At 66.6% G+C, this 17,894-nt stretch carries 11 protein-coding genes and 1 pseudogene; 9 read left to right on the top strand and 3 right to left on the bottom strand.

Annotation, left to right across the window (positions count from 1 at the left end; genetic code table 11):
* Positions 1 to 780 precede the first annotated feature (780 nt).
* Positions 781 to 1,943 (top strand): IS3 family transposase gene (locus ABD346_RS22745; protein ID WP_344377209.1). Its coding sequence is split into 2 segments (ribosomal slippage): positions 781 to 1,065 and positions 1,068 to 1,943, totalling 1,161 coding nucleotides; the frame shifts between segments, so codons are not numbered across the junction.
* Positions 1,944 to 1,989: 46 nt separating this feature from the next.
* On the opposite strand, the gene ABD346_RS22740 is transcribed toward ABD346_RS22745, so the two are convergent.
* Positions 1,990 to 2,577: a hypothetical protein gene (locus tag ABD346_RS22740; RefSeq protein ID WP_344377208.1), complete on the bottom strand. Its 588-nt coding sequence runs from the start codon at positions 2,575 to 2,577 to the stop codon at positions 1,990 to 1,992.
* On the opposite strand from ABD346_RS22740, the gene ABD346_RS22735 reads away from it, so the two are divergent.
* The gene (locus ABD346_RS22735; protein ID WP_344377207.1) at positions 2,578 to 2,772 is read left to right on the top strand and encodes a hypothetical protein; all 195 of its coding nucleotides are present in this window, start codon (positions 2,578 to 2,580) and stop codon (positions 2,770 to 2,772) included.
* Positions 2,773 to 2,809: 37 nt separating this feature from the next.
* On the opposite strand, the gene ABD346_RS22730 is transcribed toward ABD346_RS22735, so the two are convergent.
* Complete coding sequence (locus tag ABD346_RS22730; RefSeq protein WP_344377205.1) at positions 2,810 to 4,660, bottom strand: toll/interleukin-1 receptor domain-containing protein; 1,851 nt, start codon at positions 4,658 to 4,660, stop codon at positions 2,810 to 2,812.
* A gap of 915 nt (positions 4,661 to 5,575) precedes the next feature.
* Here ABD346_RS22730 and ABD346_RS22725 point away from each other — a divergent pair.
* The 5 genes from ABD346_RS22725 (at position 5,576) to ABD346_RS22705 (ending at position 10,980) form a co-directional block, all read left to right on the top strand.
* Complete coding sequence (locus tag ABD346_RS22725) at positions 5,576 to 6,337, top strand: hypothetical protein (RefSeq protein WP_344377204.1); 762 nt, start codon at positions 5,576 to 5,578, stop codon at positions 6,335 to 6,337.
* Between the two features lie 258 nt (positions 6,338 to 6,595).
* Positions 6,596 to 7,687 carry a hypothetical protein gene (locus ABD346_RS22720; protein WP_344377203.1) on the top strand — a complete coding sequence of 364 codons (1,092 nt, stop codon included), beginning with the start codon at positions 6,596 to 6,598 and terminating at the stop codon, positions 7,685 to 7,687.
* 182 nt (positions 7,688 to 7,869) lie between these two features.
* Positions 7,870 to 8,664, top strand: coding sequence for a hypothetical protein (locus ABD346_RS22715; RefSeq protein WP_344377200.1), 795 nt, complete (start codon positions 7,870 to 7,872; stop codon positions 8,662 to 8,664).
* On the top strand, positions 8,597 to 9,820 hold the full coding sequence (locus tag ABD346_RS22710) for a helix-turn-helix domain-containing protein (protein WP_344377199.1): 1,224 nt from the start codon (positions 8,597 to 8,599) through the stop codon (positions 9,818 to 9,820). The genes ABD346_RS22715 and ABD346_RS22710 overlap by 68 nt, the downstream gene beginning before the upstream one ends.
* A 236-nt stretch (positions 9,821 to 10,056) precedes the next feature.
* Positions 10,057 to 10,980: an exonuclease domain-containing protein gene (locus ABD346_RS22705; protein ID WP_344377197.1), complete on the top strand. Its 924-nt coding sequence runs from the start codon at positions 10,057 to 10,059 to the stop codon at positions 10,978 to 10,980.
* Positions 10,981 to 11,729: 749 nt separating this feature from the next.
* Here the strand turns inward: ABD346_RS22705 and ABD346_RS38660 are convergent.
* A pseudogene (locus tag ABD346_RS38660) lies at positions 11,730 to 11,819 on the bottom strand (helix-turn-helix domain-containing protein); the annotation flags it as partial.
* 402 nt (positions 11,820 to 12,221) lie between these two features.
* Here ABD346_RS38660 and ABD346_RS22700 point away from each other — a divergent pair.
* Positions 12,222 to 16,817 (top strand): AAA domain-containing protein, encoded by a 4,596-nt coding sequence (locus ABD346_RS22700; protein WP_344377196.1) that lies wholly within the window; start codon positions 12,222 to 12,224, stop codon positions 16,815 to 16,817.
* 1 nt (position 16,818) lies between these two features.
* A complete protein-coding gene (locus ABD346_RS22695) occupies positions 16,819 to 17,664 on the top strand; it encodes a hypothetical protein (RefSeq protein WP_344377194.1) in 846 nt (281 codons plus the stop codon).
* The last annotated feature ends 230 nt before the right edge of the window (positions 17,665 to 17,894 follow it).

The following is a 17,894-nucleotide window of genomic DNA, read 5'->3' as shown; positions in this document are numbered from 1 at the left end:
GACCGCGGGCGGTACGGGCGCGCTCGATGGCGCGGGCGGCCGCTCTCCGGCGGGACCCATTTCGGCGAGGCGTTTAGGCATAGGTCAATTTGTAGCTTGGAAAACGCCATTTTGGAAGTTCCGTTTCTACTGCTATGTTGCGCCGCTTTGCCGTCAGAACCCCTGCATCGCTCCAGTGCAGCGCGCAACATATACGACGATCCCCGGTTAGCGAAATAACGGGCCGTCAGGCCACCGCGCCAGGTGGCACTGCCCATGGAGGAGGAGCACCTTCCCTGCTCAGGCCACCTGTCCCGCCATCGAGAAGGCGTGGCGCGTCTAGGTGGCGAAGTGCTACGAGTTGTCCGTTTCGCGTCGACTATTTCCCGGAACTATTTCGTCAACCGGGGATCTGGGGCTAACGTTTTAATTCCCGGTACAGGACGCGTTCACCAACAGCTGTTTGCTTTCCCGGCGTGACGCTGGACTTTTTCCGGGTGGGTGTGGCTCTATTGGCCATGCCTTTAGGGTCCCCCTGCCCCGAGGGCAAGAAAAAACCCCGGCGCGCCAACGCCGGGGCCAACGAGTCCCCTACCGAATCACCCGCGTCTGAACGACTGAGCGGTGGCGATCGCACGCCACCGTGGGAGGAACCTCTATGCCCCACAGTAGGGCCTTCACGGCACTACTCGCACCCCCGTCCACCCGCTCCACCACGGCGTCCCCGGCCTTGGGTCTGCTGCACGATCGGGTGACATCTGAACTGGCTTGCCCTGTGGGGCGGGTGGGAAGGATGTCGCTGTGCCCAAGCCTTATCCGGAAGAGTTCCGCGAGGACGTCGTGCGGGTCGCGAGGAACCGCGGCCCGGGCGTGACGGTCGAGCAGGTGGCCGCCGACTTCGGTGTCCACGCGATGACGCTGTGGAAGTGGATGCGCCGGGCGGACATCGACGACGGGACAAAGCCCGGAATGCCCAGCCAGGAGAGCGTGGAACTTCGGGAAGCACGCCGGCGGATCAAGCTGCTGGAGCAGGAGAACGAGGTCCTTCGCAGGGCCGCGGCGTACCTGTCCCAGGCGAATCTGCCGGGAAAAGGATCTACCCGCTCGTGAAAGAGCTCGCCGCCGGCGGGGTGCCCGTCACGGTGACGTGCCGGGTTCTGAAGCTCGCCAGACAGCCCTACTACCGCTGGCTGGAGCGTCCAGTGACCGATGCCGAGTTCGAGCAGGCCGTTCGCGCGAACGCGTTGTTCGACGCTCATCGTGAGGATCCGGAGTTCGGCTACCGCTTCCTGGCCGACGAAGCCCGCGGCACCGGCGTGGAAATGGCGGATCGGACCGCGTGGCGGATCTGCCGGGACAACAACTGGTGGAGCGTCTTCGGCAAGAAGCGCGGCCGGACCAAGAAGGCCGGTCCACCGGTCCACGACGACTTCGTCCGCCGCGACTTCACCGTGACCGGACCGAACCGGCTGTGGCTCACCGACATCACTGAACACGCCACCGGCGAAGGCACGTTGTATCTCTGCGCGGTCAAGGACGTCTTCAGCAAGAGGATCGTCGGCTACTCGATCGACACGCGGATGAAGTCCCGCCTGGCCGTCGCGGCCCTGAACAACGCCGTGGCCCGGCGCGGACACGTCGACGGGTGCATTCTCCACAGCGATCGCGGATCGCAGTTTCGGTCACGGAAGTTCGTCCGGGCGCTCGATCGGTACCGAATGGTCGGCTCGATAGGGAGGGTCGGGGCGGCAGGCGACAACGCGGCCATGGAGTCCTTCTTCAGCCTGCTGCAGAAGAACGTCCTCAACCGCAGGAGCTGGGCCACCCGCGAGGAACTCCGGATCGCGATCGTGACCTGGATCGAACGGACCTACCACCGACGCCGCAGACAAGCCTCCCTCAGCCGGCTGACCCCCGTCGAATACGAGACCGTCATGACCACACCGGCCCTCCAGGCCGCGTGACCAAACCTGTCACCCAAACCTGCAGCAGATTCTGGACGCGTCGCTCCTAGCCCCCGCCGCCGGCACTCACCGGCAAACACCCCTCTTCACGGCCCTGCGCTCCTTCGCGGCGTTCGGCAGCCGGGCCATCACCGCGGAGCACGCGATCGGCCTGCTGGACCAAGCGTGGAACTCCTCCGAGCGCACCCGCCACGTCGTCGACATCTGCCTCAACGGTATCCAGGCCGCCACGCCCTTTGACGGCCATGGTGAGCTGCTGCGTGATCCGGCCTCCGAGGCTGTACGGGACCACCCTCTCGACCACATCTTCCATTTCCGTCTCGCCTCCGGACAGCACATGGTCCGCGACCACGGTACGGCCCTGGAGAGCATCAACACCGCCCTGCGCCTGCTTCCTGCCGTCGGTAGTCGCGGCAGCCACAAGCTCCTCCAGGAGCAGTACCTCGCGAAGCGCGATGCGATCCTGGAAGGCAGGCTGCGTGCCGAGCTGGACGCCGCTCATGAGCAGCGTCTCCTCGTCCAGGAAGAACGGCACCATCAGCAGTGGCAGCAGCTCGAAGGGGAACTCCACCGCCGGGGCGAGGAACAGGCCAAGGCTCATCGTGAGGGACAGGAGACGGCCCGCGTCAACCATGTGCGGTCGGTCGAACTCGTCGCCGTCTTCACTTCCGCCATCGCCTTCGCCGTAGGCTCTCTCCAGGTGACCCTGACCGGCTCCTTTTCACTCCACGACCGGCTCCTGCTCATAGCTGCATGGGGTGCCGCCCATGTGATCTTCGCGCTGCTGGTCGTCGGCGGGACATGGCTGATCACCCGGCCACGCACATGAGCTCGCAGCACAGCCAGTCCGACCCTGACGGGAGCGCTCAGACCCCGGCCGAGATTCCGAACTCCGCTCCGGAGATCTCCGCCAGAGATGCTGCCACGGCCCGCAGCGGCTCCTGCAGGGCGTTCAGGTCCGAGCGGAACGCGTCGGCGCACTCCCAGCTGCGTTCGTGATCCAGCTGGCTGATGTCCGACGGGCAGTGCGCCTCCCAAGCCATGAGGAGGGGGTGCCAGCGAGTCGTGAAGGGGCGGAGGATTTCGTTCAGGAGGTGGTCCGCCACCGACTGGACCGTGTGGGCCTCGCCCGGTTCCAGGCCGATGCTGTAGCGGCGGAGCATGTCGCGGGTGAACTGGAACAGGGTGCTCAGGGAGGTGAGCGCCTCGCGCAGGCTGCCGCTGCCGGCCGGGAGTTCCTGTACGCCGATGCGGCTCACCAGCTCGACTTGCAAGTCGAAGGCGGCCATCCGCTCGGCTTCTCTTACCCTCATCGTGATGCCCTCCTGCCGTACGCCGGGAACCCGGAGGCCGGGACCGTCCAGCGTAGTGGTCGTGGCTCCGAGACTGGAGAGGACCGCACGACGCAGTGTCTCCGCGCGGGCCGCGTCGCCTTCGTGGTGGAGCCAGGAGTGCGCAGTGATCGGGTGCAGGTGGTGCGGGACGGGGGTCAGCAGTCCACGGACGGTCAGTTCGGCAAGTCCGGCGTTTGCGCGCCTCAGCGCGACGGCGTGGGGCAGCCGGTCGGCAGCGGTGAGAGCCATGGCCACGGTCTCGGCAGTGGCCGGCAACGGGGACAGGGCGAGTGCGCAGCGCAGTACGTCCTGGGCCTCTGCGGGCGCGGTGAGGGCGTCGTGGATGTGGTGGGCCGTGAGTTCGTCCCCGGCGAGTTCGTCGAGGAGGGAGCGGCCAGGTTCGTAGAGGCGGCTGACCAGGGCTGCGGCGCTGCGACCCGCGGCAGCGCGGCCGAGCAGCCCGAGTGCCGCGGGGTGCCCGGCAGCCGCATCCGCGATCTCGGTAGCTCCGGCAAGGGCAGCGGCGGCCGCGTCGGGGAGCGGTTCCAGGTCGAGGTGTTCGCCGTGGCCCGCGTAGGCACGGCTGCGGGTGATCAGCAGAGTGCGGACCAGAGGATGCGGAGCGGTGAGTTCCATGACCGCACGTGGTGGTAGGCCGTGGGGCACATCGTCCACAACGTACAGGCAGGGTCCGTCGGGTGCTTGCGGTGGCTGTGGCGCGGCGGCGTGTGCCCAGTGCACGCCGCCGGGGAACGCGGCGCCGAACCGCAGCGCGTATTCCCGTGCCAGGCGGGTCTTGCCGATGCCGGGCATGCCGCGCAGCTGAACGGGACCGGCCAAGGTACGGCCGGTGACGAGGGGAGCCTCCTGAACGTGCAGGGCACTGTGCAGCCGCCACAGTTCGGGCAGCCTGCCGGTGAATTGCCCGATGGCGCCGGGCAGCTCGCCATGGACACGTGGGGGTGCCGCTTCCAGGCGCATAGGGCCGGGGATCTGTCGCAGGTGAGCGAGCACGTCCGCGACCAGGGTCTCCGGTTCGCCGTGCCGGGTGTCGCGCAGTTCGACCGGGTGGATGTGCGTGGTGTCCGGCTCGGGATTGACCACCAGCACTCGGCGGCGCGGATCGCCCTCGCCGAGCCCGGCGAGGAACGCGGCGGTCAGCTCCCATTGACAGGCCGGTCGTTCGGGATAGCCGGTCGAGTAGTACGCCAGCAGGACGCGAGAGTCGGCGAGTGCGGAACGGATCGCGTCGCTGATGCCGGCGAACCCGGCGACCGCCGACTCGTCGGTGAACACCGTCAGCCCGACCGCGATGAACTCCTCATAGAGTCGACGGACTTGCCCGGCATCTTGGCGGCTGTAGCTGAGGAAGACATCCCACACGGTGTCATACCCTACTGTGGGGAACCGGGGAGGCGATCATGACGCAGTCCGGAGAAACGCCGCGGCGCGGGCGAACGGGCCCTTCGCAGATCACGGCGAAACTGACCATCCCGTTCGTCGGTGAGGTCGCGGGCGTGTGGCAGCCGGCCGATGCCGAGCGCACAGCTGCCTGGGAGTTGTACTTCCAACTGGCCAGCCGAGTCGCGGTCGTTCCGCTGGAGCGGGACGAGGGAGTTCTGCGCGAGGCGCTCACCTCGCTGTACTCCCTCTACGACGTCACCCGGGGCATCCTGCACGAGCACGGTCCAGCCGTCGCGCCGCCCGTGCCGGAGGGCCGGCTCACCTTTGGCGTGCTGGCGATGGTCACCCTCAATCGCGTTCTACGGCCGGTGTTGACGGTCTGGCACCCTCGGCTCGCGGCCTACGAAGCGCTGCGGCCTGACGGCACAGACCCGGTGAGCTATGAACGCGCCTGGCCCGAGGCCGATGAGTTGCGGCGCCAGCTGGACGTCACTCGTCAGGCGCTGCGTTCCCTCGCACGAACACTGCAACAGGTGGCTGGGGTGGGCGATCTGATCGACCTACCGGTGCCCAGGCCGCCCCTGCCTCCGCCTGCGCGTACGCCACCTCCGCCGTCCGTCCGGCCCCCGTTGGGCCGTGATGATGGGCCCGTTGGGGACACCCCCCCCCCGCTGACCAGGGGTAGTGACACGTCTTTCGCGAGCGCTTGGCGTGGCCGGAGCGCCGAGCGGAAACCCCATACGGCCTGTGGGGGTGTGGGTGTCGCTCCACGAGCGGCCAGAGTGGGGGCCGGAGCCGCTGTCGGGGCAAGGGACCGATGCCGTCCCTGACCGGCAACGACAGCCGGAGACACCTCGTCCGAATACACCGCAGCCAGGACTTTGGGAGACACGCATGGCCAAACTGACAGAGGAGCAGCGCCAGAAGCGCGCTGTCGACCGCAGCCGCCGTGAAGCCCTTCAGGCTGAGGAACGAGATCGACAGGACAAGGAGCGCCGCGAGATGTGGCGGCTCAAGGGGATGTACCTGACGTGGGAGGAGTACCTGGCGGGCGAGCCGTGCAGGAACTGCGGCCTGGTCCTGAACGATGCCCGCGGCAGCTGGCCCGGAACCATGCACCTCTCTCCCGCGGAGAAGATCGAGTACGAGGCAGAGGACGCACGCTTCCGTACACGCCACGCCGACTGCTGGGGAGCCCGCTGGTGTATCAGCGGGTCACGGACGTGGCACTGCTCTACATGCTGCCCGCCGCACCCCACTGGCCCCGGGATGGCCGAGCGACTCAGCAAGATCTTGGCGTCCGGGCCTTCGTGGGAAGAGAGGAAGAAGCACCAGGACGCGTGGGAGCTGACTCTCACCTGTGACCACACCGCCCGATTCGTCCAGCACCGGGAGCACAATCGCGTATCGCCGTCGGTGGTCGAATGTCCGGAGTGCGGCACTCGCCGAGGCATCGTGGCCGCCAAGCGCATCGGACCGGCTTACACGGACGAGATCGCCCTCTCCGATCGCGAGGCCGCCGACAAGAATCGCCTCAAGGCAGAGCTCACCGCCGCCAAGGCGAAACTAGCGAGGCAGCAGCGGAGCGCCGCGGAGACCCAGCGACGCATCAACGAGCTGGAAGGGCAACTCAGGGCTGACCGCGCACCCCGCTAGGCTCGCATCCACGAGAGCGCCGGTGGGTCCTCGGCAACGCCACAAGCGGACGTCCCACGCGCCAGCCGCTGAATTTGGCAAACCGTCCACCGGCGGCACGAAAACCGCGCCGGAGGCGATGGCGCGGGGTAATCCACTGCCGGCAGCCTCAGTTGAGATGACCGGCCGGCGTTAGCCGAGAGCGGCCGCGTCCTGAGAGTGCCGGTCGGGCGCTTCCACCGGAGAGGCATTGTCAGTGCCTAGGGGGATGATCCGCCCATGGTCAAGAATGTCTTTGTCTGGTGCGTGATCGGCAGCGCTCTCTACATGCTGATGACGCTGACTTTTGTCGTACCGCGCTGGGTGGATCGCAAGCGTGTACCACACGGTTGGCCCGGCCGTTTGGCCCTACGACTCAAGCTGATGAAACCGCGACGAAGTCGTGTCGTGCGTGTCCGGCAGTTGCTGAGCGAACATCGCGTCGCCGAGGCGGACCTCCCCTCGGCAGAACGGCTCGAGAAGCGGGTGACGGATCTGACCTGCTCCTTGGCGTCGATCTACCTCCTGTGGCTCCTGCCTTTCTTGGGAGTCCTCGCAGCGATCATGATCATGGTAAACACTCGGATCAGTACTAGCTTCTGGATGCTGGTACTCCTCTGGAGCTTGCTGACGTCGGCGCTCGTTCTGGCCGACGTGGACCGCAGATCACTCCACCGGTCGGTGCCGCACGAACACACGGTCCACATGGCGATTCGGGCGTGGGAAGCGATCACGTCCCACGGCTCACCGGACCGCGAGGTTCGAGGCCACACCCGCAATTCCGCCTTCTGCGATGCGATCGGTGACCTGTGTGACGCATTGGAACGACAAGCGGAACTGGAACCGCGCCGCACCGACCCGGTACAGCGCTCTCGGATCCGCCACCATGCACACGAGATCGTCAGGAATCTCCACGCGGCCAAAATCCGACTGGCGGAAGGAGATCAGGACCAGCTGGCGGCCTTGGCACAGATCATCGCTTCCGTGCTCACTTACGCCTCAGCTCCCACCAACGCCCTGGCCAGCTCAACTCGGTTGGCCGACGAGAACATCCTGTCCCCGAATCCTGACTGGGACGGCCCCCACCTGCAGCCCAACTCCCCGGCCTTGGGTGCGCTGGGGTATGCCCTCTTCATCTGCATAGTCGCCGGTGCGGGCTACCTCCTCTCCCTCACCAACTTCCCCGAGGCCATCACCAGCGTTCTGGTTGTCCTAGCCGTGGGCGCAGGGCACGCGCTGCTCAGGCGGATGCGCCTTCCGTTCCCTTCCCTCCCGTCCTCACCGCAACCCGAGGCGGGCACGGCCGATTCGCCTTGCCACTCGGCGCACTGAACGCCCGGTAGACCACACTCGATCGGTGGCGAGAAGGAACGCGCCGGACAGGCGCTGGGGCCGACTCAAGGGCTAAGAACACGGCGCACGCCAAAGCGGTTGTGCAAAATATATGACATCAACTAAAGTCATGATCGCACTGGAATGCTTCGATGCGTAGTCCGACCCTAGGAGTCGTCCGCATGAGTACGCCTTCGTCGTCGTGGACGACCGATGTGTTCGGTAAGCAAGCAGCGGCTGTACGTCTCGCCCTCGGGCAGGGCCTTCGCAACATGCAGGCCAACGCACAGGCTGCACAGGAGCAGGCAGCATCCCGCACCACCCGCACCTACGGCACCAGCCGGTATGAGAACCAGTACGAGCGGCTGCAGGACGAACTCAAGGACCTCCCCGGCGCCCGCGCCGTCCAGCCGTTCGGCTTCTCCTACGAGTTGATGCTCATCGGTAACGGGCTGCTCTACCCGTTCCGGTACTCCAAGACCAAGTCGGACGTACGCAGCGCTCGCATCCCCAGCGAGTCCCGGCTGGTCCGGGAGATCTTCACCTTCGCACCGGCACCGAAGCACACGCAGGATCCGTTCGACCTCGACTTCGGGCCAGCTGTCCCGGTCGCCGAACCGCGCGGCGCTCTGGCAACCGTCCCGCAGGGCACTCAACTGGTCCTGGTGCCCTTCGCCTGCAACGCCTCCGAGCTCCTCGAGGCGTACTGGGGCATCGCGGCGCTCGGGATGAACCGGCAGCTGGAATGGACCACCGATCCCGAGCCGCTTCACCTGCCTCAGTCGGTCACGTCGTACACGCTGCGGCCGATCAGCATTCCGAACCAGGCCACGGCACACACCAGCTTCGCGGACGGAACCGAGCCCGCCCTTACGCTGTCCTCTCGTACCGCCTCGGATCAAGCCCTGCATGTGCCTGTGCAGACCGAGGCAGAACCCATCGAGGACCAGAGCAGCGAAGACGATGCGACCCATTAAGCAGGACCTCATTCCCGGTACGGAAGAACGAGGCGCCACCCCACGCGCTGTCTCCGACGCCTTCGATCCCACCCGGCTGACACAAGCCCGTCGCCTAGCGGAGATGACGAAGAAGGACGTGGCGACGCAGCTCGGGGTAACGCCTGCCGCCGTAGGGCAATACGAGACGGGGGTGTCGAAGCCACGACCTGACTTGATCCCCCGGCTCGCCGAGATCCTCGGGGTTCCAGTGACGTTCTTCCTGCTGGGAAGGCCCGCTAATCGGCTCGACGCATCCATGGCGCATTTCCGGAGCCTCCGCAGTACGCCGAAGTCCCAACGAGAGCGTGCGCTCGCCTTCGCCGAGCAGGTCTGGGAACTCACGTACGCGCTGGAGCAGCGAATCCAGTTGCCTCTGGTCGACCTCCCCGGTTTCGCCGGAGGTGAGGTCCACCCTGGCGAAGAGCTGTCCACGGACCCGGCATCCGCCGCCCGCGAGCTCCGCACGCGCTGGGGCCTCGGTGACGGACCCGTCACGCACTTGGTGAGGCGGATGGAATCCCACGGAATTGTGGTGATCACGCCGCCTGCCAGTGATCCTTCCGCTGCGAGCGTGGACGCCTTCTCCACCCGGGCCGCGCGCCCCCTCGTCGTACTGACGGCCAACCGAGCCGACGACATCTACCGGCATCGGTTCACGGCTGCCCATGAGCTGGGCCACCTTGTGCTTCACGGGGATGCCACCGGAGACAGTCGCCAGGAAAAGGAGGCCGACGCCTTCGCCGCCGAGTTCCTGACCCCTCAGGACAGCATCCTGCCCCTGCTGCCACGTCGCATGGATTTTGCGCGGCTGGCCGAGCTCAGGGGAGTCTGGGGTGTCTCCCTCCACTCGCTGGTCTACCGCTGCCGCGAGCTGGGACTGATCTCCGACGCGACCGCCAGCAGGTCCTATCAGCGCCTACGCGCTCTCGACGGCCAGCCCGGGTTCACGGCGGAGTCCGTCTCGAGCTTCCCCGGTGAACAGCCTTCGCTGCTCCGTCAAGCCTTTGACCTGGCCGCCGAAGAAGCGGGAGTCTCTGTCCCCCAACTGGCACATGAGCTGGCCTGGACAAGCAAGAGAGTCCAAAGCCTCCTAGGCGTCCAAGAGCAGAGGCCGGTGCTCCGGCTGGTGCAGTAGAGCGCTGGACCGCACTGGTCCCAAGCGCCCCTAGCCGGACACAGACATACCGCCCGGTAGATGGTCACCGCTAGCGAATACATCGTCACCGGGGCTGCGACGAGCACGCGGCTGGAGACCTCCAGCAGACCCGTCGTCCCACAGCTTGCCGTCGAGTTCGAACTTCCGCACAGCTGAAACCCATTGGCGACTTTTGACCCTTGCGTCCCTTACGACTCCTCACGACACTCCGTGTCATGTCTTCCTGGGTAGCGATCGATTTCGAGACGGCGAACGAGCACCGCGGCAGCGCGTGCTCCGTCGGTATGACAGCAGTTGACGGGGATCGTGTCGTGGACACCTGGAGCATGCTGATCCAGCCACCCGCCGCGCTCAGCCACTTCAACCCGTACAACGTCCGGGTTCACGGCATCACGGCCGACGATGTCGCCACCGCACCCGGCTGGAAGACCGCGCTCGCCGCGATCCTCGCGTTCGCGGACGGGCGCCCTCTGATCGCCCACAATGCCGGATTCGACTTGAGCGTCATCAGGGCGGCCTGCGACGCCGAAGCGATCAGCTGGCCAGAGCTTCGGTACACCTGCTCGCAGGTCGTCGCCCGCCGTACGTGGAAGCTTTTGTCCTACGGGCTGCCCCACTGCATGGACGCCGCTGGCCTCGACTTCACGAACCACCACAACCCGGAAGCCGATTCCCGCGCATCAGCCGAGGTCATGCTCGCGGCGATCCGCGAAGCCGGCACGGCGTCCCTCGACGACCTGCTCGCCAAGCATCAGATCCGATGGGGCTCCATGACCCCCGATGGCCAGTGGCGTGGCAGCCAGTACCAGGGCTCTGGTCAGCGGGACCGCAGGCCCGTTCCCGGCGCCAACCCCGACGCCGACCCCGACGGAGCGCTATACGGACTGACGGTCTGCCTCACCGGCACGCTCACCTCCATGAAGCGGGACGAGGCATTCGCCCGCCTTGCCAAGGTCGGCGCGCAACCGGCGAAGAAGATGACCAGGACGACCGACATCCTGGTCTCTGCCACGCAGACCCAGCTCAAGCCCGGGACCACCCTGAGCGGCAAGGCGAAAGAAGCCCAAGCCCTGCTCGACGCCGGACAGGCCATCGAGGTTCTTGATGAGGACGAATTCCTCCGCCGCCTTGGGTCCTGACCCAAGGGGCGAGCCTTCTCACATGGTGGGTCAGACCGGTAGTGCGCTGTGGCTTCGGCGAGGTCGTTCCAGCCGATGAGGTGGGCCAAGGCGATCGCGAGGTTGCGAAAGATGGTGAGGGCTCGGGGAGCATTTCCGGTGCGGACGCGGCAGGCGTCCTAGCGAAACGTGCTGTCGCTGACTTGGTGCAGGACTTCCGGGTGCCAGTTCCGGCGTACGGTGGCGGCGAGTTGGGCCTGCTCAGCCTTCAGGCTGGTGACCGCGTAGACGCGTTCGAGGGTGACCTTGCCGGTACGGACATCGCCCGGCGGCGCACGACCTGCAGGGCCTGCACGGCATTCGGGAGGTCGAGGTTGGCGACGGTGGCGCGACCTTATCCAGCAGCGGATGTCCCGCCAACGGCGGTGCCGGTCAGTTCCAGCGCCTGGAGCAAGGGCCGGAACGCCGGTAATCTCCTTGCTCTTGACGTCGACCTGCCGCTGGGCGGTCACGGTGCGTTCGCGTTGCACGACGGCAGCGAACAGATGGACCGCGGTACGGGCATGGGCGCGCAAGCCGCGCGGGGACTTGCCGTCCCAGCCAGGGCCCGCAGTCCGTCGGTGGGTTCGAGCTGCTCGGCGAGCCGGGCACCGACGGCCGTGTCCAGGACATCGGCTTCGATCCGGGCCGGTAGTCGTCCCAACGTACAGGCGCGCGGTACGCCTGCCCCAGGCCGAGGCGGTGGCTCACATCGCACGGCAGGCCGGCAGGGCCACCTCCCCGTCACTGACTCCTGCCTCGATCAAGTCAGCAGCCGAGAGACGAACTCGCCCACGGCGAGCCCGTTCCTCGGCTGTCAGCCCACCGCCATGGGCATACCTTCATCCCTCCGGCATAACGCGGGTGACACCAACCGTCATGGCCAGACGTAACCGGCACCGTTAAAGATTTTTAGCTGGATCTGATCCGCACGCCGTCAGCAGGGAATTAAGCCAACCACAGCACTGCATCCCGAACGGCGCCAGGACACGAAGAATCGTTACTTCATCGGCACGGTGTCCTCACCCCGGCATCTCTTTAAGGCCAGTACATCTGGCTGATAGCACCGTGCCGCTGTCCGCTGAGGTGGCGTCCTGCGCGCCGGAGATCCTTCGTCTCCCTGAATCGCATTCAAGCCAATTGCTGCCCAGGCGGTTGCTGAAGTCTATTTGCCCCTTCATCCTGATGCGTTCACCGCAATCAGAATGATCATGGGGGGATTCATGGTTCAGCAGGCGGCCCGCGCGGATGCCCCTGCCACAGTCCGACAGACCCGCAATCTGGTCGAGTACGTACGAGAAATCGTACGAGCGACCCACAAGCCGGTCCGCGACTGCGAGCAGTACCCAACCAGGTTGTGGCTGTCCGCTCTTCCGCCGGGTGTGGTGCCCGCCCGGCAGACCCGCAGTGGCACGCTGCTGAAGGTGCGGCACCTGCGTCGCGATGCTGCCCCTGCGCTGCCGGAAGAGCTGGCCGGATGGGTCTCGCCTGAGGCGGCGGCGAAGGCGTCACGGCAAGATCCGCCGCTGGCTGCGACCGGTCCCGGCCACGGCTGGGTCGAGGACGAGGACGGCAACTGGGTTGAGGTCACTCAGGTTGCTCTCGAGGACGCGCCGGAGGTTCAGCGCGCCTACGGCCCATGGCTCACGGCCTGGCGGCGATGGGCCAGTGCCGAACTCGCTGCAGATCCGTACCGCAAGCTGTACCGCAAAGTGCACGGCTTGGCCCGCACGCTCCGTGAAGAGGGTGATGCTCACGAGCTGGTGCTGGGTGTCGGGCTGCTGACGTGCGGCGCGGGCAACGGGCGGGAGCCGGTGCGTCGGCATCTGCTAACCGCTCCGCTGTCCGTCACGGTCGACAACGCCAAGAACGAGATCGTCGTCTCGCTGACGCGGGACGGTGGGCTCCGCTTGGAAGACACAGAGTTCCTGGAGGAAAGCGACGGATACAGCACTGCGACGCTGACTCCCCTGCGCGATCGGCTGCAGACCGGAGATCTGCCTCATCCATTGTCCCCGGACATGGAACAACTCTTGGTCGACTGGGCAGACCGCGCACTGGGAGAACACGCTGCGGTGCGTTTCGATGCCGACTGGGACCAACCGGAGGGGGCGAGGGAACCCGGTTTCGCTCTACGGCCTGCTCCCGCCGTGCTGCTGCGTGAGCGTGGCCGCGGTGCCCTCGTGGGCTTCTACGAGAAGATTGCCGAACGTCTCGCCGAACCTGGGAGCAGAGCCCCTCTTGGCCTCGCACGCCTCATTGTGCCGCCAGAAGTGCAGCAGCTCCCCGGGTGGAGCGCCGGCTACGAGGCCGCCGCTGCACCGGCGCTTGGGCCCGATCCGCTCTTCCCGCTGGCGACCAACGCCGCCCAGCGCGATGTGCTCGCCCGTCTCCAGCAGGACACCGGCGTTGTTGTCCAGGGACCGCCCGGTACTGGCAAGACGCACACCATCGCCAACCTCGTGTGCGCGCTGCTGGCTGACGGAAAGCGCGTTCTGGTGACCAGTGAGAAGGATCAAGCGCTGCGGGTTCTCAGAGACAAGCTCCCGCCCTCGTTGCGCAGCTTATGCGTGTTGCAGGGGGATCCGCGGCGCGGTGGTACTGAGGAACTGGACCGGTCGATCCGCGCTCTGTCACGCCAGCACACGACCACCACGCCCGCACGGCTGGCCGAGGAGGCCAGAGATCTGGAGGCGCAGCGCACTCAGCTCAGCGCGCGCAGCGCGGTGTTGAGAGCCCAACTGCGCGAGCTGCGCGAAGTTGAGTGGCGTGAGTACACCGACCTCCCGGAGGGCTATCAGGGACTGCTCGCCCAGATCGTGGAGGCCGTGACCGCCGGCCAGGAGTTGCATGGCTGGCTGCCGCCTCTGCCTGAGGGCTCCTCCGATGTCGCTCCGCTCGACAACAGCGAGGCGTGGCGCCTGGTGTCACTGGTCGAACGCCATGGTGCAGTGGTCCTCGACGAGCACGGCAGCCTGTGTCCCGACCCTGCTCAACTGCCCACTGTCCTGCAGCTCGCTGATGCTGTGCAGACCCTAGAGGCAGCCCGGCGTGCCCGCCTCGCCGACGCACCCAATCCCCTTGCTAACGATCTTGTTGCTCGCGGGCCCGAGTTCGTCGCGTCCCTGCGCACACGCTTGCGTGAAGCGGCCACTGCCTTGCAGCGGGCAGGGCTTGACCAGGATGTTTCACGCTGGGAGCCCCAGAACTGGCGGACTAACGCGCTGCGACATGGCCTCGCCGATCAGAAGCAGGGCTTATGGGATCTGGTGCGGCAGGCCGGTACGGCCGCCGAGCAGGTGCAGCGCTTACTCGTCGACCAAAGTCACCGTCATGTCGAGGTGCCGCCACTGGAGATTGAGGACCTTGCCGCCTGGACCACGGCCGGCCAGGTGTTGTGGGAGTACCTGCATGCCGGTGGAAAGCTGCGGGGGTGGAAGGCGCGACGGCCCCGGCGCGCAGCGCAGCAGCTCCTTGAGCAATGCCGGGTTGACGGGCGCCGACCGGACAGTGCCAATGACATCGCCGCGATCCTCACACGGCTTCGCGCCGAGCGAAGCGTCGTGGAGCTCAACCGTCACTGGGTGGACGTTGGCGCGCCTCCCGCCGACGGGCCGGCCCACGTGGCACTGGCCGAACTCCTGGACCGCAAGCATGACCTGGAAGCGGTGGATCTCTTCGCCCAGGCGGGGGCTGCCGTTCACGGGGCACTCCTACGGGCCCAGGTTCAGGCGACGGTGCGAACTCCCCAAGACTGGGAGACCCTGCGCACCGCCCTCACCCATGCCGAGCGTGTGCTCACTGCGGACGCGGCGGAACGCATCCTCCAGGGAATGGCCGATGCCCTGCCGCAGCCTGGGCCGCGTGGTGGCCCCGAGCTGGCTGCCGCACACCGGGCCATCGGCGCCCGCGACGTAGCCGCCTACGAGCAGGCCCTGGCGGCGCTCGACGCCGCGTACTTACGAGAGGCCGATCGCCGCGAAGCCCGTAAGCTGCTCGGCCGGCTCGCCGAAGGCCACCCGGAACTAGCCCGCTTGCTGACATCCACCCCCACAGCGCCCCACTGGGCGCTTCGGCTGCCGACCCTGTCCGAAGCGTGGCTCTGGCGCAAAGCCCAAGCCTTCACCGAGCGCATGCACGATCAAGGGCGAGAAGAGCGGCTCGACGCTGAACTGGCCGAGATAGAAGCTCGCCTGAAGGATGTGGTCGAACAGCTGGCAGCCTCCCGCGCCCTAGGACACTGCCTTGAACGCCTGACGGTCCGACAGAAACAGGCACTCAGTTCGTATGCCGATGCCATGGCCCGCGTCGGGACCGGCACGTCCCCTTCCGCCCGACGCCACCGTCGCAGCGCCCGCTCAGCGATGCGCGACGCCATGGGCGCGGTCCCCGCCTGGGTCATGTCGGTTAAGCAAGTCGCTGCAGCCCTCCCACCTGAACCGGACTCCTTCGACGTGGTCATCGTCGACGAGGCCAGCCAGGTCGGTCTCGACGGTCTGATGCTGCTCTGGCTGGCGCCGCGCGTCATCGTGGTTGGCGATGACCGCCAGTGCGTGCCCGGCTACCTGCCTATCGACCACGACCGCCTGCGGCGCCGTCTCGATGAGCTCCTGCCCGAACTGCTCGACTGGCAGCGCAGCGCCTTGGACCCCGACGGCGCGAATCTCTACGCCCTGCTCCGTAACCGATACACCGAAGTAATCATGCTGACTGAGCACTTCCGCTGCATGCCGGAGATCATTCAGTGGTCTTCGCACCAGTTCTACGACAAGGACCTGGTGCCCCTGCGCCAGTACGGCGCCGACCGACTTCGCCCTCTTCAGGTCGTCCACGTGCCGGAAGGTCTCTGTGAGGGGTTCGGTGACCGCCTGGTCAACCGGCTGGAGGCGGAGCGACTCGTCGCCAAGCTCAAGGAGCTGACCCAGGATCCCACCTACGCAAAGCGGACCTTTGGTGTCATCCCGCTGCGCTCCGGAGCCTCTGTGCGGCTCATTGACGACCTCATCGACACGGAGATCGAACCCGCCGTACGCGACCGCCACCGGATCCGGGTCGGCGTCGCCACCGACTTCCAGGGCGACGAACGGGACGTGATGCTGCTGGCGACAGTGATCGACAGTGACCACGTCCGCAAGATCAGGGGTGTTCGCGACGGACGCCGGTTCAATGTCGCCGCCAGCCGCGCCCGCGACCAGATGTGGCTGTTCACCTCCGTCACTACTGACCAGTTGCCGAGCGACGACCTGCGTCATTCCCTCATCACGCACATGCGATCCCCCGCCCCTGTCCACAAGGCACCCCCAGAGCTGGAAGCCGTCCCCGAGCAGGAGAGGATCGATCCTTTCGATTCGCTGTTCGAGCAGCGTGTATTCCGGAAAATCAGGCAGCGCGGATATCACGTTGTGCCTCAATGGAAGGTGGGCAAGAAGCGCATCGACTTGGTAGTGACCGGCGAGCACGCCCGCCTTGCGGTCGAATGCGACGGGAGCCCGCACCACTGGACCCCCACGCAGATTCAGGAGGACTACGAACGCGAGCGGGAACTGCGGCGGGCTGGCTGGTCCTTCTGGCGACTGCGCAGCAGCGCGTTCGCCCTGGCCTCGGACGACGCACTCCTTCCGCTGTGGGCGCGTTTAGGCACCATGGGAATCCTGCCAGGAGCAATAGAAGAGGCCGGAGGGGAAACCGTATCCCCCTGGACCCCCATAGAACTCGATGAGAACGAACCCGACAGCGAAGACGACGCGGCCACAGGCAAGAACGACGACCACCCCACCGTCGGCGGCACCGCCGGCGAAACCGATGAAACGGAAGCCTGAGATGCCTGAACCGCTCGACGAGAGCACCCTGGCCGAAATCGCCCGCCTTATCTGCGGCGACGACGGCCCCGTGCGCTACCTGCGCGGCTGGGAGCTTGCAGGCTTCTTCCGCCGTGCAGGATGGCAGCACGTCCCCGACCACGACGGCAGCAGCCCGCGACACCAGTGGACAACAAAGCTCCTGCTCGACCGGCGCGAGAGTAGCCCCCAAGACATCGAGAAGGTCATTCTTCGCCTCGCCGACGCCCGCGAGTTCCATGGGCAGAAGAAGGAATTCGAAGCCATCCAGGAGCGGCTTAACAAGCTGCTCCTCCTGGAAGGGTTGGAGATCGGGCTCGTCGCCAACAAACCCGTCCTCACCGAGGTGGGCTCCAGCGCAACGCGAACCCTTCCGCGGGTCGAGCTGCAGGTGTCGGTCCAGGACGTGGTGGACGACCCCGCACTGGCCGACTCCGTGCAGGTCCGGCTCCAGGAAGCGACCGTCTGCTACGAGCACGGCGCCTATGTCTCCGCAGTGATCATGCTGGGCAGCCTCCTCGAAGGCGTCCTGCTCCATGCAGCTACGTCGCGCCCCTCCGCCCGCCCCATGCCCAAGGCGGCCAAGGACATGGGGCTACAAGACCTCGTGCAGTTCGCGCACAGCAACGGGTGGATCGAACCTGACGCCAAGATGGCCTTCGACCTCGTCCGCCACTACCGCAACTCAGTTCACCCGCATCTGGAGAAGCGGACCGGGCACCGCCCCAACAAGGACACCGTGGATATGTGCTGGCCTCTTGTCAACGCCACCCTCAACGATCTCGCAGCGACCGCACCTCCACAATCGCCTCAGCCACGTCGACATTAGAGGCACTCGTTCGTTCATCGTGTCGGCTCCGGAGGTCTTCGAGGTACGGCCCCGGAGCCGGGACCACGGATGTCGTGCGTCGGCCGCACCCGGCGACCACCCCTCGAACGACCCTCGACTCGTGCGGCAGCGAGCCCCCCGTCACCACGGCTATGCGCTCGCGAACGCTCACTTAGAGGTCATCTCATTTGGCTAGTCTCCGGTAGCAGATGAGGGTGCAGGCGATGCTG

This window comes from Streptomyces mauvecolor (genome assembly GCF_039532965.1).
Taxonomy (GTDB): Bacteria; Actinomycetota; Actinomycetes; order Streptomycetales; family Streptomycetaceae; genus Streptomyces; species Streptomyces violascens.
The sequence above is the reverse complement of the archived record's forward strand: the minus strand, read 5'-3'. Positions and strand labels throughout refer to the sequence as shown.

Coding starts and splice junctions, on each gene's coding strand:
- ABD346_RS22705 (WP_344377197.1), top strand. CDS start 10,057: ATGTCTTCCTGGGTAGCGATCGATTTCGAGACGGCGAACGAGCACCGC.
- ABD346_RS22740 (WP_344377208.1), bottom strand. CDS start 2,577: ATGGTTGACGCGGGCCGTCTCCTGTCCCTCACGATGAGCCTTGGCCTG.
- ABD346_RS22710 (WP_344377199.1), top strand. CDS start 8,597: ATGTGCCTGTGCAGACCGAGGCAGAACCCATCGAGGACCAGAGCAGCG.
- ABD346_RS22700 (WP_344377196.1), top strand. CDS start 12,222: ATGGTTCAGCAGGCGGCCCGCGCGGATGCCCCTGCCACAGTCCGACAG.
- ABD346_RS22715 (WP_344377200.1), top strand. CDS start 7,870: ATGAGTACGCCTTCGTCGTCGTGGACGACCGATGTGTTCGGTAAGCAA.
- ABD346_RS22695 (WP_344377194.1), top strand. CDS start 16,819: ATGCCTGAACCGCTCGACGAGAGCACCCTGGCCGAAATCGCCCGCCTT.
- ABD346_RS22720 (WP_344377203.1), top strand. CDS start 6,596: ATGGTCAAGAATGTCTTTGTCTGGTGCGTGATCGGCAGCGCTCTCTAC.
- ABD346_RS22725 (WP_344377204.1), top strand. CDS start 5,576: ATGGCCAAACTGACAGAGGAGCAGCGCCAGAAGCGCGCTGTCGACCGC.